The sequence below is a fragment of the Pseudoalteromonas sp. AWM4_233 genome (assembly GCF_056158285.1).
This window is the reverse complement of sequence record NZ_JBSWSZ010000001.1, coordinates 2,819,504-2,835,943: the sequence shown is the minus strand read 5'-3', so window position 1 is coordinate 2,835,943 and position 16,440 is coordinate 2,819,504. Positions and strand designations below refer to the sequence as shown.

Below are 16,440 nucleotides of genomic sequence, written 5' to 3'. Positions count from 1 at the left end.
TATTAAGCGTTACTGAAAGTACTGAGTCAAGTTAAAACTTTACTAGAATCACTTCTTGTATAAATCTGCTACCAAAGTAGGCCAATGTGACTAGTCCTGAGGCGCCTAAAATAGCAAAAACAACGGGTTTACCACGCCAGCCAAAGCGGTGATGACCTAGGGTTACAGTTGCAAAAACTAACCAAGCGATAATAGACAAAACTGTTTTGTGGATGACTTCTTTAGCAAACATACCCTCCAGAAAGATAAACCCAGACATGAGCGCCAATGTAAAAATACCTGTGCCCACAGTAAGCAGTTGGTAAAGTTGTCTTTCAACCAACATAAGTGGCGGTAGATGACTGTTCATAATAGCAAGGTCTTTTTCTTTAAGACGTTTGTCTATATAGAAGAATTGCACAGCATAGAGTGTAGCAATAATCAAAATACAGTAAGCAAGTAGTGACAGCGAAATATGTACAACTAGCCCTAAATCCACATTAATACTTTGCATAATAATATGATGGGGGATAAATAAGCTGGCGATTAATAAAATAGCAGCAAAGCCATAGACTACAGGGAGTAAAAGAGTAGCAGGGAACTTTAGTGATACAGTCGTGACGCTCACGACAATTACCCAGCAAGTTAACATAGCGACATTAACAGTGCTTAAATCTTGCCCATCATGGGTGAAAACTGAATTTACTAACACTAACATATGCGCCAATATAGCGCCTGTGCTGAGCAGAACCGTTAGTTTTTGGCTCGGCCCTTCTTTATGAAATAGGCGTGACAGTACATGCCCTGTTGCTAGAACATATAAAAGGCTGGCAAGTAAAGACAGGCTAATGATCAACATGTTAAATGTAGTCCAGATGTTAGAATCCTTGTTATAGGCTATTGTATTTTATGCCACCGTTCTTGCAAAGAGGTTATAAAAAGAAACTTTGTCTTTACTTGAATACTGTATTACTCGCCTGCATATCAGTATAATGCGCTCAATTACGACTTATTGGAACCTAATACATGTTTGAAAATCTCCAAGAACGCTTAGGTAAAACGTTAAAAAACATCAGTGGCCGCGGCCGACTTACCGAAGACAATATTAAAGAAACCCTCCGTGAAGTGCGTATGGCACTGCTTGAGGCTGATGTTGCATTACCGGTTGTTCGTGAGTTTGTTAAACAAGTAAAGGAACGTGCGGTTGGTGTTGAAGTAACGAAGAGCTTAAGCCCGGGTCAAGTCTTCATTAAAATAGTGCGTGAAGAACTTGAAAAAGCCATGGGTGAAGCCAATGAAGAGCTTAACCTAGCTGCGCAGCCGCCAGCGGTATTAATGATGGCGGGTTTACAAGGTGCGGGTAAAACCACCAGTGTTGGTAAACTGTCTAAGTTCTTAAAAGAGCGCAAAAAGAAATCGGTACTTGTGGTGAGTGCTGACGTTTATCGTCCAGCGGCGATTAAACAGCTTGAGACGTTAGCTAACGAAGTGGATGTTGAGTTTTTCCCAAGTGATATTTCACAGAAGCCAGTTGATATCGCTACCAATGCGATAAGCCATGCGAAGAAGAAATTCATTGATGTTGTAATTGTCGATACAGCAGGTCGTTTGCACGTAGATAGCGACATGATGGACGAGATCAAAGATCTTCATGCAGCAATTAACCCAGTTGAAACCTTATTCGTTGTTGACTCTATGACGGGTCAAGATGCGGCGAACACTGCAAAAGCGTTTGACGAAGCATTACCACTAACCGGTGTGATTCTGACTAAGACCGATGGTGATGCGCGCGGTGGTGCGGCATTATCAATTCGTCATATTACGGGTAAACCAATTAAGTTTATCGGTGTGGGTGAGCGCACTGATGCACTTGAACCTTTCCACCCAGATCGTGTTGCTTCACGTATTCTAGGCATGGGTGACGTACTTTCATTAATCGAAGAAGTTGAAATGAAAGTCGATAAAGACAAAGCAGCAAAAGTTGCTGAAAAGGTCTTTAAAGGTGACGGCTTCACGTTAGAAGATTTTGCAGAGCAACTGCGTCAAATGAAGAACATGGGTGGCATGATGGGGATGCTTGATAAGCTACCTGGTATGTCTAACCTACCAGATGCAGTTAAAGATCAGGTGGGTGACAAAACTTTCAATCAAATGGAAGCAATCATCAACTCAATGACACCGAAAGAGCGTGCTCGTCCTGACTTAATCAAAGGGTCTCGTAAAAAGCGTATTGCAGCCGGTTCTGGTACTCAGGTACAAGACGTCAATAAACTGCTTAAGCAATTTACCCAGATGCAAAAGATGATGAAGAAGATGAAGGGCAAAGGCGGCATGATGAAAATGATGCGCAACATGAAAAACATGATGCCACCTGGCATGATGGGTGGTGGCCCGAAGTTTTAATTTATAATTTGCAAATTATATTAAAAAAGGAAGCAACCGAGAGGCGCTTCCTTTTTTGTTTTAAGTTTACAAGACGCTAACTAAGCGCTTACAGCCTCTGCTTGTGATCTTGCTGCTTTTGTTAATCTCACTAGCTCTTTACGCACTGACATACCATCATGGCATGGCGTTTCAAATTGAATGAAATAGTTTTTCTCATTAGCTCTTAGATAACAGCCATCCGATACGAGCGTTGTCATCACAACATCATCGGCTTCAATATTATGTATGAGCTTAAGAATGAGTTGATTGGCATCGCGATGATCTTCATTCATGTGCTCAACCATACGAGCTTCGTCTTCAAGCGAAAATTGTGGCGTTTCTAGTTGCCATTCATTTTGTTCAATCCAGAAGATGTGGCCAAAGCCCCCGATGTAGCGAACACGCTTTACTTCCATTCTCCAAAGCTGAAAATCATGGGCTTGTCGGTACGATATGGCTTCTGGATATTGTCGTTCGTATCTTGCCAGTAGCAATTCAGATTCTTCTTTTGGTACTGGGGCTGCATCACCGACCACGGTAACGCGGGCATGAGCATTCTGATCACCTTGCTCTGCAGCATCAAACACAGTGGCACACATTCTACTGTCTTCACTTAAATTTCGTGAGTGTTGCGCAATTCCTGCAATATAAAAAATAAGCCTACCTTGATTGTCTGTCATGAATGGCGATACAGACCCAAAAGGATAACCTTGCAGGTTTTTTGAAATTGTTGAGATCACACAAACATGTGACTGTCTGACTAAAGTGCGTGCTTCAAAAGCTGCCTGTTCACGCATTTTGGGCTCCTGTAAGAGGTTCTGAAAAAATCATAGGAATTGAAAAGCTGGGATGTTGGTTAATTTGCATGCCAGCTCTATATATAGGTTGTAGTATGTCTGTTTTAAGGACATGTTGCGGACTACCATCTTGATGAATATATCCATCGTGCAGTAATAAAACCCTATCCGCATATAATGACGCAAGGTTCAAGTCATGCAATACAGCAATGACGGTATTACCTTGCTGTGCAAACGCTTTCGCTTTACCTAACGTACAATGTTGATGGTGTAAATCTAATGCAGAGGTCGGTTCGTCAAGCAACATGAGTTTGCCTTTGGTATCCGTTTTATGTGCATTGAGTTGCGCCAAGCATCGTGCAAATTGCACCCGTTGAAACTCTCCACCCGATAAAACAGTGATATCTCTATTTGCTAAATGAGCCAAAGAGAGCATCTCAATGATTTGACTTACGGTATCGGCCTGCTCTTTGGTACTTTCTTGATACGGGTAGCGGCCCATGGCAATCAATTCGGCTGCACTAAACGCAAAATTGACGCGATTATTTTGCAATAGCATCGCTCTTTGTTTTGCCAACGTATTTGGGTCAAAGTCAGATAACAGTTGATTGTATAAAGTCACCTGACCAGTAAAAGATAAATCATCACAAATTGCACTCAATAGTGTTGATTTTCCGGCGCCATTTTCACCCAGTAATACAATAAATTCGCCTTGCTTTGCGTTAAACGACAAGTTCTTAATAATATGCTTATTGCCGCGTGTAACATTAAGGTTATGACATTCAAGCATGCATACCTCGTTTTTGTTTAATTAATTGGTAGATGAAAAAAGGTGCGCCAAATAATGCGGTCACAATGCCGATTGGTAATTCAGACGGGGCAACAATTAAGCGTGCTATCCAATCAGCCAGTAGCATTAACAAACAACCCAGCAGCATACTCAGTGGCAGCATTTTTCTTAGGTCTGGGCCAACTAGTAGTCTTGCGATATGCGGCACTACCAGCCCAACAAAACCAATCATGCCACCCATAGCAACAGCACCGCCAACGCCGAGTGCTACGAAAAAGACGACTTCTGTTTTCAGACGTTTTACATTGACACCCAAATGTCTTGCGTCACGTTCGCCCAGCATAAGGGCATTAATTTGTCTTTTTTTCATAAGCAAACAGAGTGTGCTCACTATAATAAGTGGTGCACCATAGGTAATGGCTGACCAGCTCGCACCACCCAGAGAACCCATTTGCCAATACGTCATCAATCGCAGTGCACTGTCATCGGCAAAGAAACTAAAGAGTCCAATTATCGCCATGGCTATCGCATTGATGGCAACGCCGGCGAGTAATAGGGTTGTTATTTGTACTTGTCCTTGGTGGTTTGCCAGGCGGTAAATAATACTGGTAATCGTCAACGCCCCGACAAATGCAGCTGGCGCAATCATGGCTTCATTAATGAAACTGACCTTTGGTGCGAGTGCAATGACGGCAATCGCTGCGACAGCCGCACCGCCAGTCACCCCCATTAAACTCGGATCTGCGAGTGGGTTTCTACATAAGGCTTGCGTAGCGGCCCCACTGCAAGCTAAAACCGAGCCGATCAGAATGGCCAGAACAAGCCTTGGCAAGCGAATTTGCGATACTACGCTAAGTTGTAATGTGTTGATGTCGGTTACAAAACTATCGGGCATTAACCATGCAATTGGCATTTTCCAATCCCAACCCACTGGTCCTGTGCTTAATGAAAGCCAAGCCAAGAAAAAGAGTGAGATGGCACTGAGCCAATACCACTTTAAGTGCTGGTTAGAGTGAAGTGTAGGAAGCGCAAGAGTGGTCATAGTACATTTTTAAGGTGAAATTCATTTAATGTTGCGATAGCTTCTGGTAAGCGTGTTGTCATACCCAGTGCCATTAAGGAGTCCATAATAAGTAGCCGACATGCTTTTGCTGCTGGAATTAACGCAAGTGCAGCCTGTTGGCAAAACTTTTCAGCGCCGCCCGCGCCATTTACAACATGGCTAGGTGCCACCAAGAAATCAGGGTTACTCACTACTAAAGATTCGCGGTTAAAAGGTTTAAAGCCCTTATGTTGAGCGAGGTTACGCACGCCTGTATAACTAAAAAGTAAATCAGGCACCGTTTCTTTGCCTGCGACCATTAACCCTCGCTCACCAGCTGAAAGAATAAATAATGCTTTAGATTCAGAAATGGGGGCTTTGGCTGGCAATGTTTTTTTTAGTTGTGCGATAAGCTTTTGCGCGCTTTCTTGTTGGTTTAAATCAGCGGCGACTTGATTGATTAATTGAAAAAGCCCATCTACATGTTTAGGTTTGTTATAAAGCTTGAGTGCAACACCAGTACTCTTTAATTGCGTAAGTACTTCGGGGCGACCTGTGCCTTCTAAGGCCAGTATAATTGTTGGCTGTTTTGATAAAACGCCTTCGGCAGCCAGATCTCGATAGTAGCCTACTTTAGGTAGAGCAACTGCTTTAGGTGGCCAAGTACTTGATGTATCAACAGCGACCACTTTCTCTCCAGCGCCAAGTGCATAGACTATATCTGTGATGGTGCCACCTGCAGTTACAATTCTTTGTGCTGAGCTATTAAAGCTAATGGTTAAAAGTAGTAAACCAATAGAAATAATGTGTTTCATTGTTTTCTCTTGTTTATAAATTTTCATAGCACTCATAGCCATAGCCTTGGCTTTATGAGCAAATTGCTAAATCCCTCTATGTTATTTCATCCTCGTTTGCTGATGATACCTATCAGAATCTTTAAAATCTATATAATAATAAAAACAATTATCATTTGTGATCAATTTAAAATGTGATTATAGTGCTCTCGAAATTGATTCGTTCTTCCTGTTTGAGGTAAAAAAATGTTTAAGAAGACACCCATTTCGATCAGTATTACCGCGGCTGTATTAACTGCATCATGTTCGTTTTTCACTGTGGCTGAAGAAGCTCAGTTTGAAAAGCAAAGTGAAGTTATTGTTGTATCGGGCTCTCGAATTGAGCAAAAACTGGTTGATGTTGCGGGCTCAGTGAATGTCGTTACTGAACAAGAAATTGAACGTGAGTTGGCAGTGGACTTAAATACCGCATTTAAGTATCAAACAGGGATTACAACATCGGGCTCTACAGGTGAAGCTCAAGCGCTCAATATTCGAGGTATCGGTGGAAACCGTGTGGTATATATCAAAGATGGCCGTCGTGTAAACGATGCTTATGTAGGTGGAGCTGGCTTACTTATTGGCCGTGGATACTTTGATATCGATAATGTTCAACAAATTGAAGTTGCCAAAGGTGCCGCGTCCTCTTTATATGGTTCTGATGCGCTTGGCGGTATTGTTGTTATCTCAACCAAAGACCCATCAGATTATTTGGCGAATGACACCGCATATGCGCAATTAGGGTTAGGTTATTATGGCGTTAATTCTGAAAAGAGCTTTTCTGCTACGTATGCTCAGAAAGTAGGTGAGATGAATGCGACATCGATTCAATTAACGAGAAGAGATGGAAAAGAAGCGCAAAACTACCAAGAAAACCTGCCAGGCTTTGATTACACCTCGAATGCTGTATTGATCAAATCAGAATTTGATATTTCAGATAACGAGCGTTTAATGGCAACGGTTGACTTTTTTGACCAAGAAACAAAGCAAGTTATAGCAGCCACAATTAATGAGACAACGGATCAGAATGAAAGACTATCTGTGTCTTTAGCATTTGATAGCGCGAGTGCGTCTGCTTTTTACGATAATTTAAAGGCACAAGTCTATTACACCAACTTTGAGCAGAAGAGCGACCAACTACGCGCAAATGACGGCAGTCGCAGTAGAACTGGTCCTTATACCGATTACAATGACTATCGCTTCGAGCAGTCTATTTTGGGAGCTCGAGTTGTACTGGATAAAAACTTAGAAGTAGCGGGGCTAAACCACCAATTCGTTTATGGTTTCGATTACGATAGTTACGAGACAGCTAGACCACGATATAAAACACGACTTGATGCGCAAGGGAACAAACTACTTGATAAAGTAGGGCAGAAAACTTTCCCTGGTGCAGATACAAGTATGCTCGGGATATTTGTTCAGGACAACATCACGCTTATACCTGATTCTTTAGATCTTAATGCTGGTATTCGTGTAGATAGATATGACATGACGCCGAAAAAAGATGCCTTGTATGAGGGGGCTGAGTTTTCTGATATTACTGAAACGGCGTTATCACCAAAATTTGGTTTAGTTTATTCTTTTTCTGACAATCTTAATCTTGTCGCGCAATACGCTCGAGGTTTTAAAATCCCACCGCATGACCTTGCATATCAAAGCCATGGTGTTGAACCGTTTTACCAGATTTTACCAAATTCAGATTTAAATCCTGAAACCAGTGACAGTGTTGAGTTTGGCGTTAAAGGTGATTTTGAATCACATGGTTTTACTATTACCATGTTCAATACAAAATTTGAGGACTTCATAGGCAATAAGATTGTGCGTGTGGAGCCAAGTACCATTCCAAACATGCCACCAAAAACGTATTACCAATATCAAAATATTAGTGAGGTCGAAATAAAAGGGCTTGAGACAACTTATACAGTGTGGGTTAACGATAATGTCTCATTTGATACAGGCCTTACTTTTATAAATGGTAAAGATAAAGAAACCAATGAGTACTTAAATTCAATTAGTCCGCTAAATGGCTTTGTGAAAGCACGTTATGAACAAGGCGATTGGTCAGTTACGGGAGCATTTAAGTTTGCCAAGCGCATGACAAAGGTACCAAATAACGACATGGTTCAAACATCAGGGTGGGGGACTGTTGATTTATTTGCTGATTATGACTTTGGTGTAGTGAAGCTGAATGCCGGCATATTCAATTTATTTGATAAAGCATATATTCCTTATGAAAGTGTTGCAGGACAAGCAGCAGACGCAGATTTAACACAGTTTACGCAGCCAGGAAGAAACTTTGCTCTCAATGCAAAAATGACATTTTAAGGCGAGCCGACGTTACTAGGCTTAAAAAACGGATGTGAGTTTTCACATCCGTTTTTTGCTCGTATGACAAATTTATTAAGCTTTTCAACTACCAAGCAATTACAGGGATCGTGCTTAATACAATAAAATCCAAAACAAACTTGCATTGTTGAAAAAAACTCGTACAATTCCCCAGCTTCCCAAATTGGGAAGCAAATCTTATTAATGAAAACAGTCAACTAATTGAGGACGGTATGGTAACTATTCGTTTGCAACGTGGCGGCGCTAAAAAGCGTCCATTCTATCAAATCGTGGTTGCGGATAGCCGTTTCTCACGTGACGGTCGTTTCATCGAGAAAGTAGGTTTCTTTAACCCAATCGCTGCGGGTCAAGAAGAGAAATTACGTTTAGATTTATCACGTGTTGATCACTGGGTAGGTCAAGGCGCATCTCTTTCAGATCGCGTAGCTAAGTTAGTTAAAGACGCTCGTAAAGCGGCTTAATAGGCGTAAGTGTAACCATGAGTCAAGAAAACACCTCGATTATTGTAGTAGGTAAGCTTGGTGCCCCTTATGGTATTAAGGGCTGGCTTAAGGTGCATTCATTTACTGATGATCCCCAAGGGATCTTCGAATTCAGCCCATGGTTGATAGGGCAACAAGGTAAATGGCAATCTCTTGAAGTGAGTGACTGGCGTCGCCACAACAAGGGCTTTATCGCCAAGTTTGCGCAAGTAAACGACCGAGACGAAGCAATGGCTTTGACCAATGTGGAAATCTCAGTTGATTCAGCGCAACTTCCTGAACTCCCTGAAGGTGAGTTCTATTGGCGAGATCTTATCGGCATGTCTGTTGTAACTGATAAAGGTTATAACTTAGGCACAGTCGATGACTTGATGGAGACTGGTTCAAACGACGTTTTAGTTGTGAAAGCAAATAAGAAAGATGCGTTTGGCCAATCAGAACGATTAATTCCGTTTTTAACTGATTCAGTTATCAAGGGTGTTAATCATGAAGAAAAAGTAATTACTGTAGACTGGGATCCAGGCTTTTAAATGAGCCAGCAAAAACCATTATGGGTCGGTGTTATTTCACTGTTTCCCGAAATGTTTGATGCGATTACCCAACAAGGCGTAACGGGACGCGCTGTTAAAAACGGTTTAATCGAGTTTAACAGTTGGAATCCACGAGACTATGCAACTGATAAGCATAGAACCGTAGATGACAGACCTTATGGTGGCGGTCCGGGCATGTTGATGATGGTTAACCCATTAAAACAAGCTATTCTTGATGCCAAAGCGGCAGCAGGAGAAAACGCCAAAGTAATTTATATGTCCCCTCAAGGGCGAAAACTAGATCAGCAAGGTGCAGCTGAATTGGCTGCATCAGAAAAACTGATATTAGTTGCGGGTCGTTATGAAGGTATTGATGAGCGGATCATCGAGTCTTATGTAGACGAAGAATGGTCCATCGGCGATTTTATTCTCAGTGGTGGTGAACTACCAGCCATGACACTAATCGACGCAGTCGCGCGTTTGGTGCCTGGTGTTTTAGGTCACAACCAATCAGCTGAGCAAGACTCCTTTTCGGATGGCTTGTTAGATTGTCCTCATTATACACGGCCAGAAACATTGGATGGCAAGCAGGTGCCTGCTGTATTACTCAGCGGAAACCATAAAGAGATAGCCAAATGGCGGCTTAAGCAGTCATTAGGCAGAACTTGGCTTAGACGTCCTGACTTGTTGCGTAACCTAGCTCTGACTGAGGAGCAAGCCATGTTACTTGCTGAATTTCAGCGAGAACATGAACATGCTTGTGGCTAGAAGACAGTTACACCTAGGAATGTGAGAAATAAAATGGCAAAAGTAAACCAAAATATTATTAAAGAGCTTGAAGCTGAACAGCTTAAGCAAGACGTACCTGCGTTCGGCGCTGGTGATACAGTTGTTGTACAGGTACGCGTTAAAGAAGGTAACAAAGAGCGTCTACAGGCCTTTGAAGGTGTTGTTATCGCTAAGCGTAACCGTGGTCTACACTCAGCTTTCACAGTTCGTAAAATCTCGAGCGGTGAAGGTGTTGAGCGTGTATTCCAAACGCACAGCCCACTAGTAGATAGCATCACAGTTAAGCGTCGCGGTGCAGTTCGTCGCGCTAAGCTTTACTACCTACGTGAGCGTTCAGGTAAATCAGCACGTATTAAAGAAAAACTTAACTAATACGCGCGTTTTACTACGCTTTAAAAACAGGCCACTCTTTAAGTGGCCTGTTTTGGTTTATATGCTCAAAAAAACTATATCGCACTTTGTGATGTCATAGTCTTATACCAACCCTCAATAATACTCAATCATTTCTAGGGACTAAAACTGACGCTAGCTTCGTTAAAAATTTCTTATTTAGAACAACTAAACCGCAAAATTTTCGCCTTGCTATCGACGAGTTTTCCTCGCCTCAAAATAGATCACTTAATTAAGAGGATTGGTATAAAATTAATTCATCCCTTCACTTTTATCTGTCATACCATCCTGTTAGACTAGTTGTAATTATTTATTTACTGGTGTTTATAAAAGTTTACAGTTATGACGGGTGAGCAAACATTAGCACAACTTCGAGCCGGCATTGATGAATGCGACAGTCAGCTCGTACAACTTCTTGCTAAACGCAACGCATTAACATCTCAAATCGGTGCCATCAAACAAGAGATAGGTGCACCTTTACATGCCCCTGACAGAGAAAGCCTTTTGATCGAAGCGAGAAGACAGCAGGCTGAAGAGCACAACGTAAACCCAGATCTAGTTGAAGATATGCTTAGGCGCATGATGCGTGAAGCATACGAAAATCAGCAAAGTAAGTTAGCCTGTAAAGCGCCTGAATTATCTCCTGTCGTGATTGTCGGTGGTGAAGGGGCGATGGGTCAGTTATTTGCTAAGCAGCTTACTCGCTCAGGGTATGAGATTCGTATTTTGGACCGAGCGCAACAAGCTGATGCCGAAACAATATTAACTGGGGCTAAATTGGTGCTTGTGAGTGTGCCAATCAATGCCTTAGAAGAAGTGGTTTCGTCATTGCCAGCTTTACCTGATGACTGTGTCTTAGTTGATATTACCTCCGTTAAGCAAGCGCCTTTGAAAGTGCTTATGGAAAAGCATACAGGTCCAGTTGTTGGTCTTCACCCAATGTTTGGCCCTGATATTTCTCATTGGGTAAAGCAAACTGTTGTGGTCTGTGAAGGGCGAATGTCTGAAGCATGTTCAGGACTACTTGAGCAGCTAAAAGTATGGGGTTGCCAGCTAGTCGAAATGGATGCGAAAAAGCACGACCAAGCCATGCAGATCATTCAGGTCATGCGTCACTTAACCACGTTCGTCTATGGCCAGTTTTTGGCGAAGCAATGCCATACATTAGAAGAACTTCGAAGCTGTTCTTCACCTATCTATCAGCTTGAATTAATGATGGTTGGCAGGCTATTCGCTCAGTCTCCAGAGTTATATTCAGACATTATGTTAGCGCAATTCAATGATGTTGAAGGCTTATTAGCGAGTTACCAAGAAACTTTTGAATTGACACTGGATAAACTTAAAGCGGGCGACAAAGCGGCATTGATTGATTCGTTCTCAGAGGCTAAACAATACTTCTCGGGCTGTGCAGAGCAGTTTTTAAAGCAAAGTCGTGGTTTGCTTAATAAAGCGAATGATGCAAAGGTATTAGATATATAGCGCTTAAATGAGCGCTTCTTAATAAAGATTGGTATGAAAAAAGGCACTTCAGATGAGTGCCTTTTTCAGTTAGCTTAATAGCTTCATATTAGACTTCGACGGCTTGCATAGACTCGCTTTGATAACACCCTAAAATGCGTACAAATTGAGTGTGGTCTTTAAGCTCTTCAAGGGCATTCTGCACATGCTTTTCTGCCGTATTGGCAAGTAAGTCAACATAGAAGACTTCTTCCCAAGGGTTACCTGGTACAGGACGAGATTCTAACTTCACCATATTGATGTTATGGGCTTTGAAAACCATTAGTGCATCGGCCAATGAACCAACTTGCTGCTTGGTTGCCATAATCAGGCTTGTTTTGGTTGGGATCTGAGTTGATACTTGCAATGCTTTACGCGCCACAACAATAAAGCGGCTGTGGTTTTCAGTTTGATTGGCAAGTCCTGTTTTGATTACTTCTAGGCCGACATTTTTACCGGCTTGTGCGGAGCCAATGGCAGCGCCATTTGGTGTTTCTGATGCTTGCTTTAAGGCACTTGATGTCGAATCACATGTTTCATGCAATACATTATCCAGTCCTTGAATGAAGCGGCTGCATTGCGCAAATGGCTGAGGGTGAGCAAAGATTTTTTGAATGTCGCTGAGTTCAGTACCTGGTGCTGCCAATAAGCAATGTTCAACTGAGTGAGTGACTTCACCGACTATGGTGACTTGCGCGTGTTGAAGTAAGTCGAATACTTCGTTGATACTGCCTGAACTTGTGTTTTCAATTGGCAGCAGACCATAGTCAGCTTGGCCTTTCTCAACATGTTGAGTGATTTGTTCAAAGCTTTGACAGCCCATTTCAACTAACTTACCAGGGCGGCGACTAAAGTATTTGTGACAGGCTAATTGACTATAAGAGCCTTGCCCGCCGAGATAAGCAACACGATGAGTGTCACTTAATGAATCAGGATTTAGGCTTTTTTGTAGTAAGGCCTGCTGATTTAAAACTGAATCTTCTAAGATAGTTTGAAAAACGCTGTTTACATAAAACGCATCAAGTCCGAGTGACTTGCCATAATTAATCAGCTTTTCTAGCAAAGCTTGTTCTCGCTCTTCGTCGCGAACAGGTTTATTGTTGGCAATTTTATATTCCAAAACGCTATGGCTAATGCGGCGGCGTTTTGCAAGAAGCACCATTAAGTCTGAATCGATTTCATTTATATCTTTGCGTAAAGCATTTAAAGTATTTTCTGTCATAGGTCCTCACTCCCAGCGGCAAAAAAAAACCTCCCAGTTGGGAGGCTTATCTATTCGTAATCACGCGCAAACAGGTAAGCCTCTTCATCTAAAAAAGAAGCTAAAAAAGAAATAAGTTTTGCGAGTAATAGAATTTGTCATTGTTCAATTAAGAATTACTTAATAGATTGAATACATTATTAACACAGGGGGTAAGTGCATACAAGCACTACCTTAGTCTTTACTGGTATTTTTTTCTCATTTGTTGCGAGATTGTAGGCCCCTAACTTGGCGAAAAGGAAAACATTCTGATATATTGGGGAAACGATATCGATATAAAAATAACAATTTTAATAAGGGTTTAGCAGTGGTCAATCGTCGACCCCCTTCAAGGTTTGGTTTTAATTCTTTAAGCGTCAAACTATCGATTTTAATTTCGGCGGTGTGTTTGGTTGCGGGAATTTTTGCTGCTGCTTTCATGCTAAAGTCAGAAGAAAAGCAGCTTGTATTTGAAGAGTATGCAGATCTAAAGCGCTTTAGTACCCAAGTCATAAATCAATTTTCTAATTATCTTGAATTAAAAAAGAGTCTGTCTGAACAAACCGGTGCTGTTGTAACTAAACATCTTTTTTATGATGAACAGACCATTCAAAATCATTCACCATCTCCAATACAATTTAGAGACGGCGCTTATCGCAGCACCGCGTCAAATGGTTTAACGGCTGCCTATTTTACAGGAGAGTCTTTAGATGAAGCGCATAAGCAGTTTTTTGCTCGCTCAGAAGCACTATGGGATATTATTGCGCCTCCTTTATTACAAGACTTTTTTAACTTTTACATGGTGACGAACAATCAGTTTGTCAGAATATCTCCACCTAATACGCTATTGAACGCGGCTCCTAAAAAAGGCTTGTTCGATGGCCAAACTATTGCTCAACTTAAACAAGAGCTCAACCCGACACGAGAAGCGGTTTGGTCAAAAGTGCACTACGACGATGTATGGAGCAAATGGGTCATCAGTATCCTTGTGCCTCTGTACTTTGAAGAAGAATATCAAGGTTTCGTAGGGACAGATATTAGTATGGTGGACCTACTTAAGCACCTGCCAGTGCCAACTACGAATCAGGGATACTTAATTTTTGATGGTCAGGGCAATATTCTTGCTGCGCCAAATCTACAAAAAATCTTTAATACGGGCTCTGCTATTAGTCGCAATGAATTAACGCCAGAACTTGCAAAGGTTGTTGATGATACATTGAAGTTAAAATTGCCAGATAGACAGTCAATCTTTGACTTAAAAGGTGAAACACATCTCATCAATGTTACTCAACTCACAGAGTTAGGTTGGTATGTTGGTATTTACAAAAAGCGTGATTCGGCGCTTGCTGCACTAGAAGAGCTTAAAGTTAAATTCTTTGGTTTATTTGTTTTATATGCGATGTTCGTTGCTCTCTTACTGCATCAAGTGCTTTATAAACTGGTGTTACAGCGTATAAATAATACGGTCAGTGCAGTAAAAGACTTTGGTCGAGGCCAATGGGACATGCCCGCAATGCCTAATAATAATGATGAAATTGGCCTCCTAAATGCCACTTTCAATGATATGGGTAAAGAAATTAAAACCTTAGTAACGGGTTTAAACAATAAAATTACTGAAAAAGAAATAGCGCAAAAAGCGGCTGATAGATTATCTAAAGCAGTTGAGTTCTCGGGTACTGCGGTGGTGATCACCAATGAGCATTTTCAAATCGAATACGTAAACCCAAAAATGCAAGAAATGACTGGCTACAATGAAGCACATTATGCCCGACAGCCTTTATTGAGCATTATTTCCAAAGAGATGTCGATACTAATTGAAGATATAGACCTTGATTTGCGGAGTCGAAATTATTGGCGTGGTGATACCATACTCCAAGGAGTGACAAATGAACCGATTTGGGTGAGCTTGAGCATTTCTCCTATTCGTGATGAAAGCGGTCACATTTCAAGCTATGTGGCGTCAGCTCAAGATATCTCGTTTGTTAAAGAGAGTCAGCGTAAGATGGAGGAGTTGGCTTACTTTGATACCCTAACAGGCCTCGCCAACCGCACCTTCTTTAGAATGCAGTTGAAAAAGTCGATGGCATTGGCTGAACGCGGTCATTACGCATTTGCGTTATTCTACTTTGACTTAGATGAATTTAAGCGTATTAACGATACCTTGGGTCATGACGCAGGCGATCGCTTACTGGTGGAAGTAGCCGACCGACTTAAAACCCGTCTAAGAGCTGAAGATACGATAGCACGATTAGGTGGTGATGAATTTGCCGTACTGTTAAGTGGCATTGAGAAACGAGATAATGCGATGGATGTGGCTCAGATGATCCAACGCACACTGAATGTGCCGATTAAACTTGGCAATAATGAAGTGATTGTCAGTGCCAGTATTGGTATTACGCTTGCGCCTTTTGACAGTAAAGAAGAAGAGCAATTACTTAAACACGCTGACTTAGCTATGTATGAGGCAAAGGCGAAAGGGCGAAACACGTTCCATTTCTATTCTCAAGAGTTAGATGAAGCAGCAAACGAGCGTTTGTATATAGAAAATGAACTGCGCTCGGCTATTCGCGATAATCAATTCACTTTGCATTACCAACCACAGGTTGATTACCGTACTAATGAAGTGGTTGGGTATGAAGCGTTAATTCGTTGGGAGCATCCAGAGCAAGGACCTATCCCACCAAGTAAATTTATTCCAATTGCTGAAGCTACGGGTTTAATCGTTGAGCTGGGAGAGTGGGTACTCGAGGCCGCATGTCGCTTCTCGGTGAAGTTACAGCAGCAAGGCAAAGTTGGAAACATGTCAATTAATCTGTCAGCGAGACAATTTAAAGACAGCAATATGAAACGCGTGTTGTCTGATGTGCTAGCTCGTACAAATATGCCACCTAAATTACTTCACCTTGAGCTGACTGAGAGTATGCTTATGGGAGATGTAGAAGCAGCAATTTCTCAATTACACCAAATTAAGGCCTTAGGTGTTTCTTTATCTATTGATGACTTTGGTACGGGTTATTCGTCTTTAAGTTATTTAAAACGCTTCCCAGTTGATATTCTTAAAGTAGATCGCTCATTTGTGAAAGATATTCCTGAAGACCCAAATGATATGGAAATTACTGCTGCTATTATCGCGATGGCCCAAAAGCTTAATCTTGAGGTTGTTGCTGAAGGAGTTGAAACGAAAGAGCAAGTAGATTTCTTAGCGAATAACAACTGTTATGTAGTACAAGGCTACTACTACAGCCCACCTATCCCTGAAGAGGCTGTTGAAGTCTTTAAAGTACAATAACAAAAGGGGGGG

General features: G+C 41.7%; 14 protein-coding genes. 8 read left to right on the top strand and 6 right to left on the bottom strand.

Features of this window, described 5'->3' with window-relative positions; genetic code table 11:
• Positions 1–31: 31 nt before the first annotated feature.
• Positions 32–838, bottom strand: coding sequence for a cytochrome C assembly family protein (locus ACXAC4_RS12625; protein ID WP_475162113.1), 807 nt, complete (start codon positions 836–838; stop codon positions 32–34).
• Positions 839–1,005: 167 nt separating this feature from the next.
• Between ACXAC4_RS12625 and ffh the strand changes: the two genes are divergently transcribed.
• Positions 1,006–2,382: a signal recognition particle protein gene (gene ffh / locus ACXAC4_RS12620; protein WP_058030699.1), complete on the top strand. Its 1,377-nt coding sequence runs from the start codon at positions 1,006–1,008 to the stop codon at positions 2,380–2,382.
• A gap of 80 nt (positions 2,383–2,462) precedes the next feature.
• Here ffh and ACXAC4_RS12615 read toward each other — a convergent pair whose 3' ends face one another.
• From ACXAC4_RS12615 to ACXAC4_RS12600, 4 genes are read right to left on the bottom strand one after another with little or no spacing between them, the layout of a single operon-like run.
• Positions 2,463–3,200, bottom strand: coding sequence for a HugZ family pyridoxamine 5'-phosphate oxidase (locus ACXAC4_RS12615; RefSeq protein ID WP_475162108.1), 738 nt, complete (start codon positions 3,198–3,200; stop codon positions 2,463–2,465).
• Positions 3,193–3,990: a heme ABC transporter ATP-binding protein gene (locus ACXAC4_RS12610; protein ID WP_475162107.1), complete on the bottom strand. Its 798-nt coding sequence runs from the start codon at positions 3,988–3,990 to the stop codon at positions 3,193–3,195. Before ACXAC4_RS12610 ends, ACXAC4_RS12615 begins: the two co-directional genes overlap by 8 nt.
• Positions 3,983–5,032 carry a FecCD family ABC transporter permease gene (locus ACXAC4_RS12605; protein WP_475162105.1) on the bottom strand — a complete coding sequence of 350 codons (1,050 nt, stop codon included), beginning with the start codon at positions 5,030–5,032 and terminating at the stop codon, positions 3,983–3,985. The genes ACXAC4_RS12610 and ACXAC4_RS12605 overlap by 8 nt, the downstream gene beginning before the upstream one ends.
• Positions 5,029–5,883 carry a heme/hemin ABC transporter substrate-binding protein gene (locus ACXAC4_RS12600; RefSeq protein WP_475162100.1) on the bottom strand — a complete coding sequence of 285 codons (855 nt, stop codon included), beginning with the start codon at positions 5,881–5,883 and terminating at the stop codon, positions 5,029–5,031. The genes ACXAC4_RS12605 and ACXAC4_RS12600 overlap by 4 nt, the downstream gene beginning before the upstream one ends.
• A 189-nt stretch (positions 5,884–6,072) precedes the next feature.
• Between ACXAC4_RS12600 and ACXAC4_RS12595 the strand changes: the two genes are divergently transcribed.
• The 6 genes from ACXAC4_RS12595 to tyrA all read left to right on the top strand — a co-directional run bounded on the left by ACXAC4_RS12595 (position 6,073) and on the right by tyrA (position 11,881).
• Positions 6,073–8,190 (top strand): TonB-dependent hemoglobin/transferrin/lactoferrin family receptor, encoded by a 2,118-nt coding sequence (locus ACXAC4_RS12595; RefSeq protein ID WP_475162095.1) that lies wholly within the window; start codon positions 6,073–6,075, stop codon positions 8,188–8,190.
• Positions 8,191–8,423: 233 nt separating this feature from the next.
• Positions 8,424–8,672: a 30S ribosomal protein S16 gene (gene rpsP, locus ACXAC4_RS12590; protein ID WP_130255275.1), complete on the top strand. Its 249-nt coding sequence runs from the start codon at positions 8,424–8,426 to the stop codon at positions 8,670–8,672.
• Positions 8,673–8,689: 17 nt separating this feature from the next.
• Positions 8,690–9,223: a ribosome maturation factor RimM gene (gene rimM, locus ACXAC4_RS12585; RefSeq protein WP_058030694.1), complete on the top strand. Its 534-nt coding sequence runs from the start codon at positions 8,690–8,692 to the stop codon at positions 9,221–9,223.
• Complete coding sequence (gene trmD / locus ACXAC4_RS12580) at positions 9,224–9,991, top strand: tRNA (guanosine(37)-N1)-methyltransferase TrmD (protein ID WP_475162088.1); 768 nt, start codon at positions 9,224–9,226, stop codon at positions 9,989–9,991. It begins immediately after the preceding gene.
• A 33-nt stretch (positions 9,992–10,024) separates the two neighbouring features.
• Positions 10,025–10,384, top strand: a complete 360-nt coding sequence (gene rplS, locus ACXAC4_RS12575; protein ID WP_058030692.1) for a 50S ribosomal protein L19 — start codon at positions 10,025–10,027, stop codon at positions 10,382–10,384.
• 360 nt (positions 10,385–10,744) lie between these two features.
• On the top strand, positions 10,745–11,881 hold the full coding sequence (tyrA, locus tag ACXAC4_RS12570; RefSeq protein WP_475162082.1) for a bifunctional chorismate mutase/prephenate dehydrogenase: 1,137 nt from the start codon (positions 10,745–10,747) through the stop codon (positions 11,879–11,881).
• A gap of 88 nt (positions 11,882–11,969) precedes the next feature.
• Here the strand turns inward: tyrA and ACXAC4_RS12565 are convergent, their stop codons facing one another.
• Positions 11,970–13,121 (bottom strand): chorismate mutase, encoded by a 1,152-nt coding sequence (locus tag ACXAC4_RS12565; protein ID WP_138482617.1) that lies wholly within the window; start codon positions 13,119–13,121, stop codon positions 11,970–11,972.
• 346 nt (positions 13,122–13,467) lie between these two features.
• Between ACXAC4_RS12565 and ACXAC4_RS12560 the strand changes: the two genes are divergently transcribed.
• Positions 13,468–16,428 (top strand): EAL domain-containing protein, encoded by a 2,961-nt coding sequence (locus ACXAC4_RS12560; RefSeq protein ID WP_475162078.1) that lies wholly within the window; start codon positions 13,468–13,470, stop codon positions 16,426–16,428.
• The last annotated feature ends 12 nt before the right edge of the window (positions 16,429–16,440 follow it).

Bases quoted from the DNA above. Each gene is read 5' to 3' on its own strand.
- ACXAC4_RS12625 (WP_475162113.1), bottom strand. From the start codon at position 838: ATGTTGATCATTAGCCTGTCTTTACTTGCCAGCCTTTTATATGTTCTA.
- ffh (WP_058030699.1), top strand. From the start codon at position 1,006: ATGTTTGAAAATCTCCAAGAACGCTTAGGTAAAACGTTAAAAAACATC.
- ACXAC4_RS12615 (WP_475162108.1), bottom strand. From the start codon at position 3,200: ATGCGTGAACAGGCAGCTTTTGAAGCACGCACTTTAGTCAGACAGTCA.
- ACXAC4_RS12610 (WP_475162107.1), bottom strand. From the start codon at position 3,990: ATGCTTGAATGTCATAACCTTAATGTTACACGCGGCAATAAGCATATT.
- ACXAC4_RS12605 (WP_475162105.1), bottom strand. From the start codon at position 5,032: ATGACCACTCTTGCGCTTCCTACACTTCACTCTAACCAGCACTTAAAG.
- ACXAC4_RS12600 (WP_475162100.1), bottom strand. From the start codon at position 5,883: ATGAGTGCTATGAAAATTTATAAACAAGAGAAAACAATGAAACACATT.
- ACXAC4_RS12595 (WP_475162095.1), top strand. From the start codon at position 6,073: ATGTTTAAGAAGACACCCATTTCGATCAGTATTACCGCGGCTGTATTA.
- rpsP (WP_130255275.1), top strand. From the start codon at position 8,424: ATGGTAACTATTCGTTTGCAACGTGGCGGCGCTAAAAAGCGTCCATTC.
- rimM (WP_058030694.1), top strand. From the start codon at position 8,690: ATGAGTCAAGAAAACACCTCGATTATTGTAGTAGGTAAGCTTGGTGCC.
- trmD (WP_475162088.1), top strand. From the start codon at position 9,224: ATGAGCCAGCAAAAACCATTATGGGTCGGTGTTATTTCACTGTTTCCC.
- rplS (WP_058030692.1), top strand. From the start codon at position 10,025: ATGGCAAAAGTAAACCAAAATATTATTAAAGAGCTTGAAGCTGAACAG.
- tyrA (WP_475162082.1), top strand. From the start codon at position 10,745: ATGACGGGTGAGCAAACATTAGCACAACTTCGAGCCGGCATTGATGAA.
- ACXAC4_RS12565 (WP_138482617.1), bottom strand. From the start codon at position 13,121: ATGACAGAAAATACTTTAAATGCTTTACGCAAAGATATAAATGAAATC.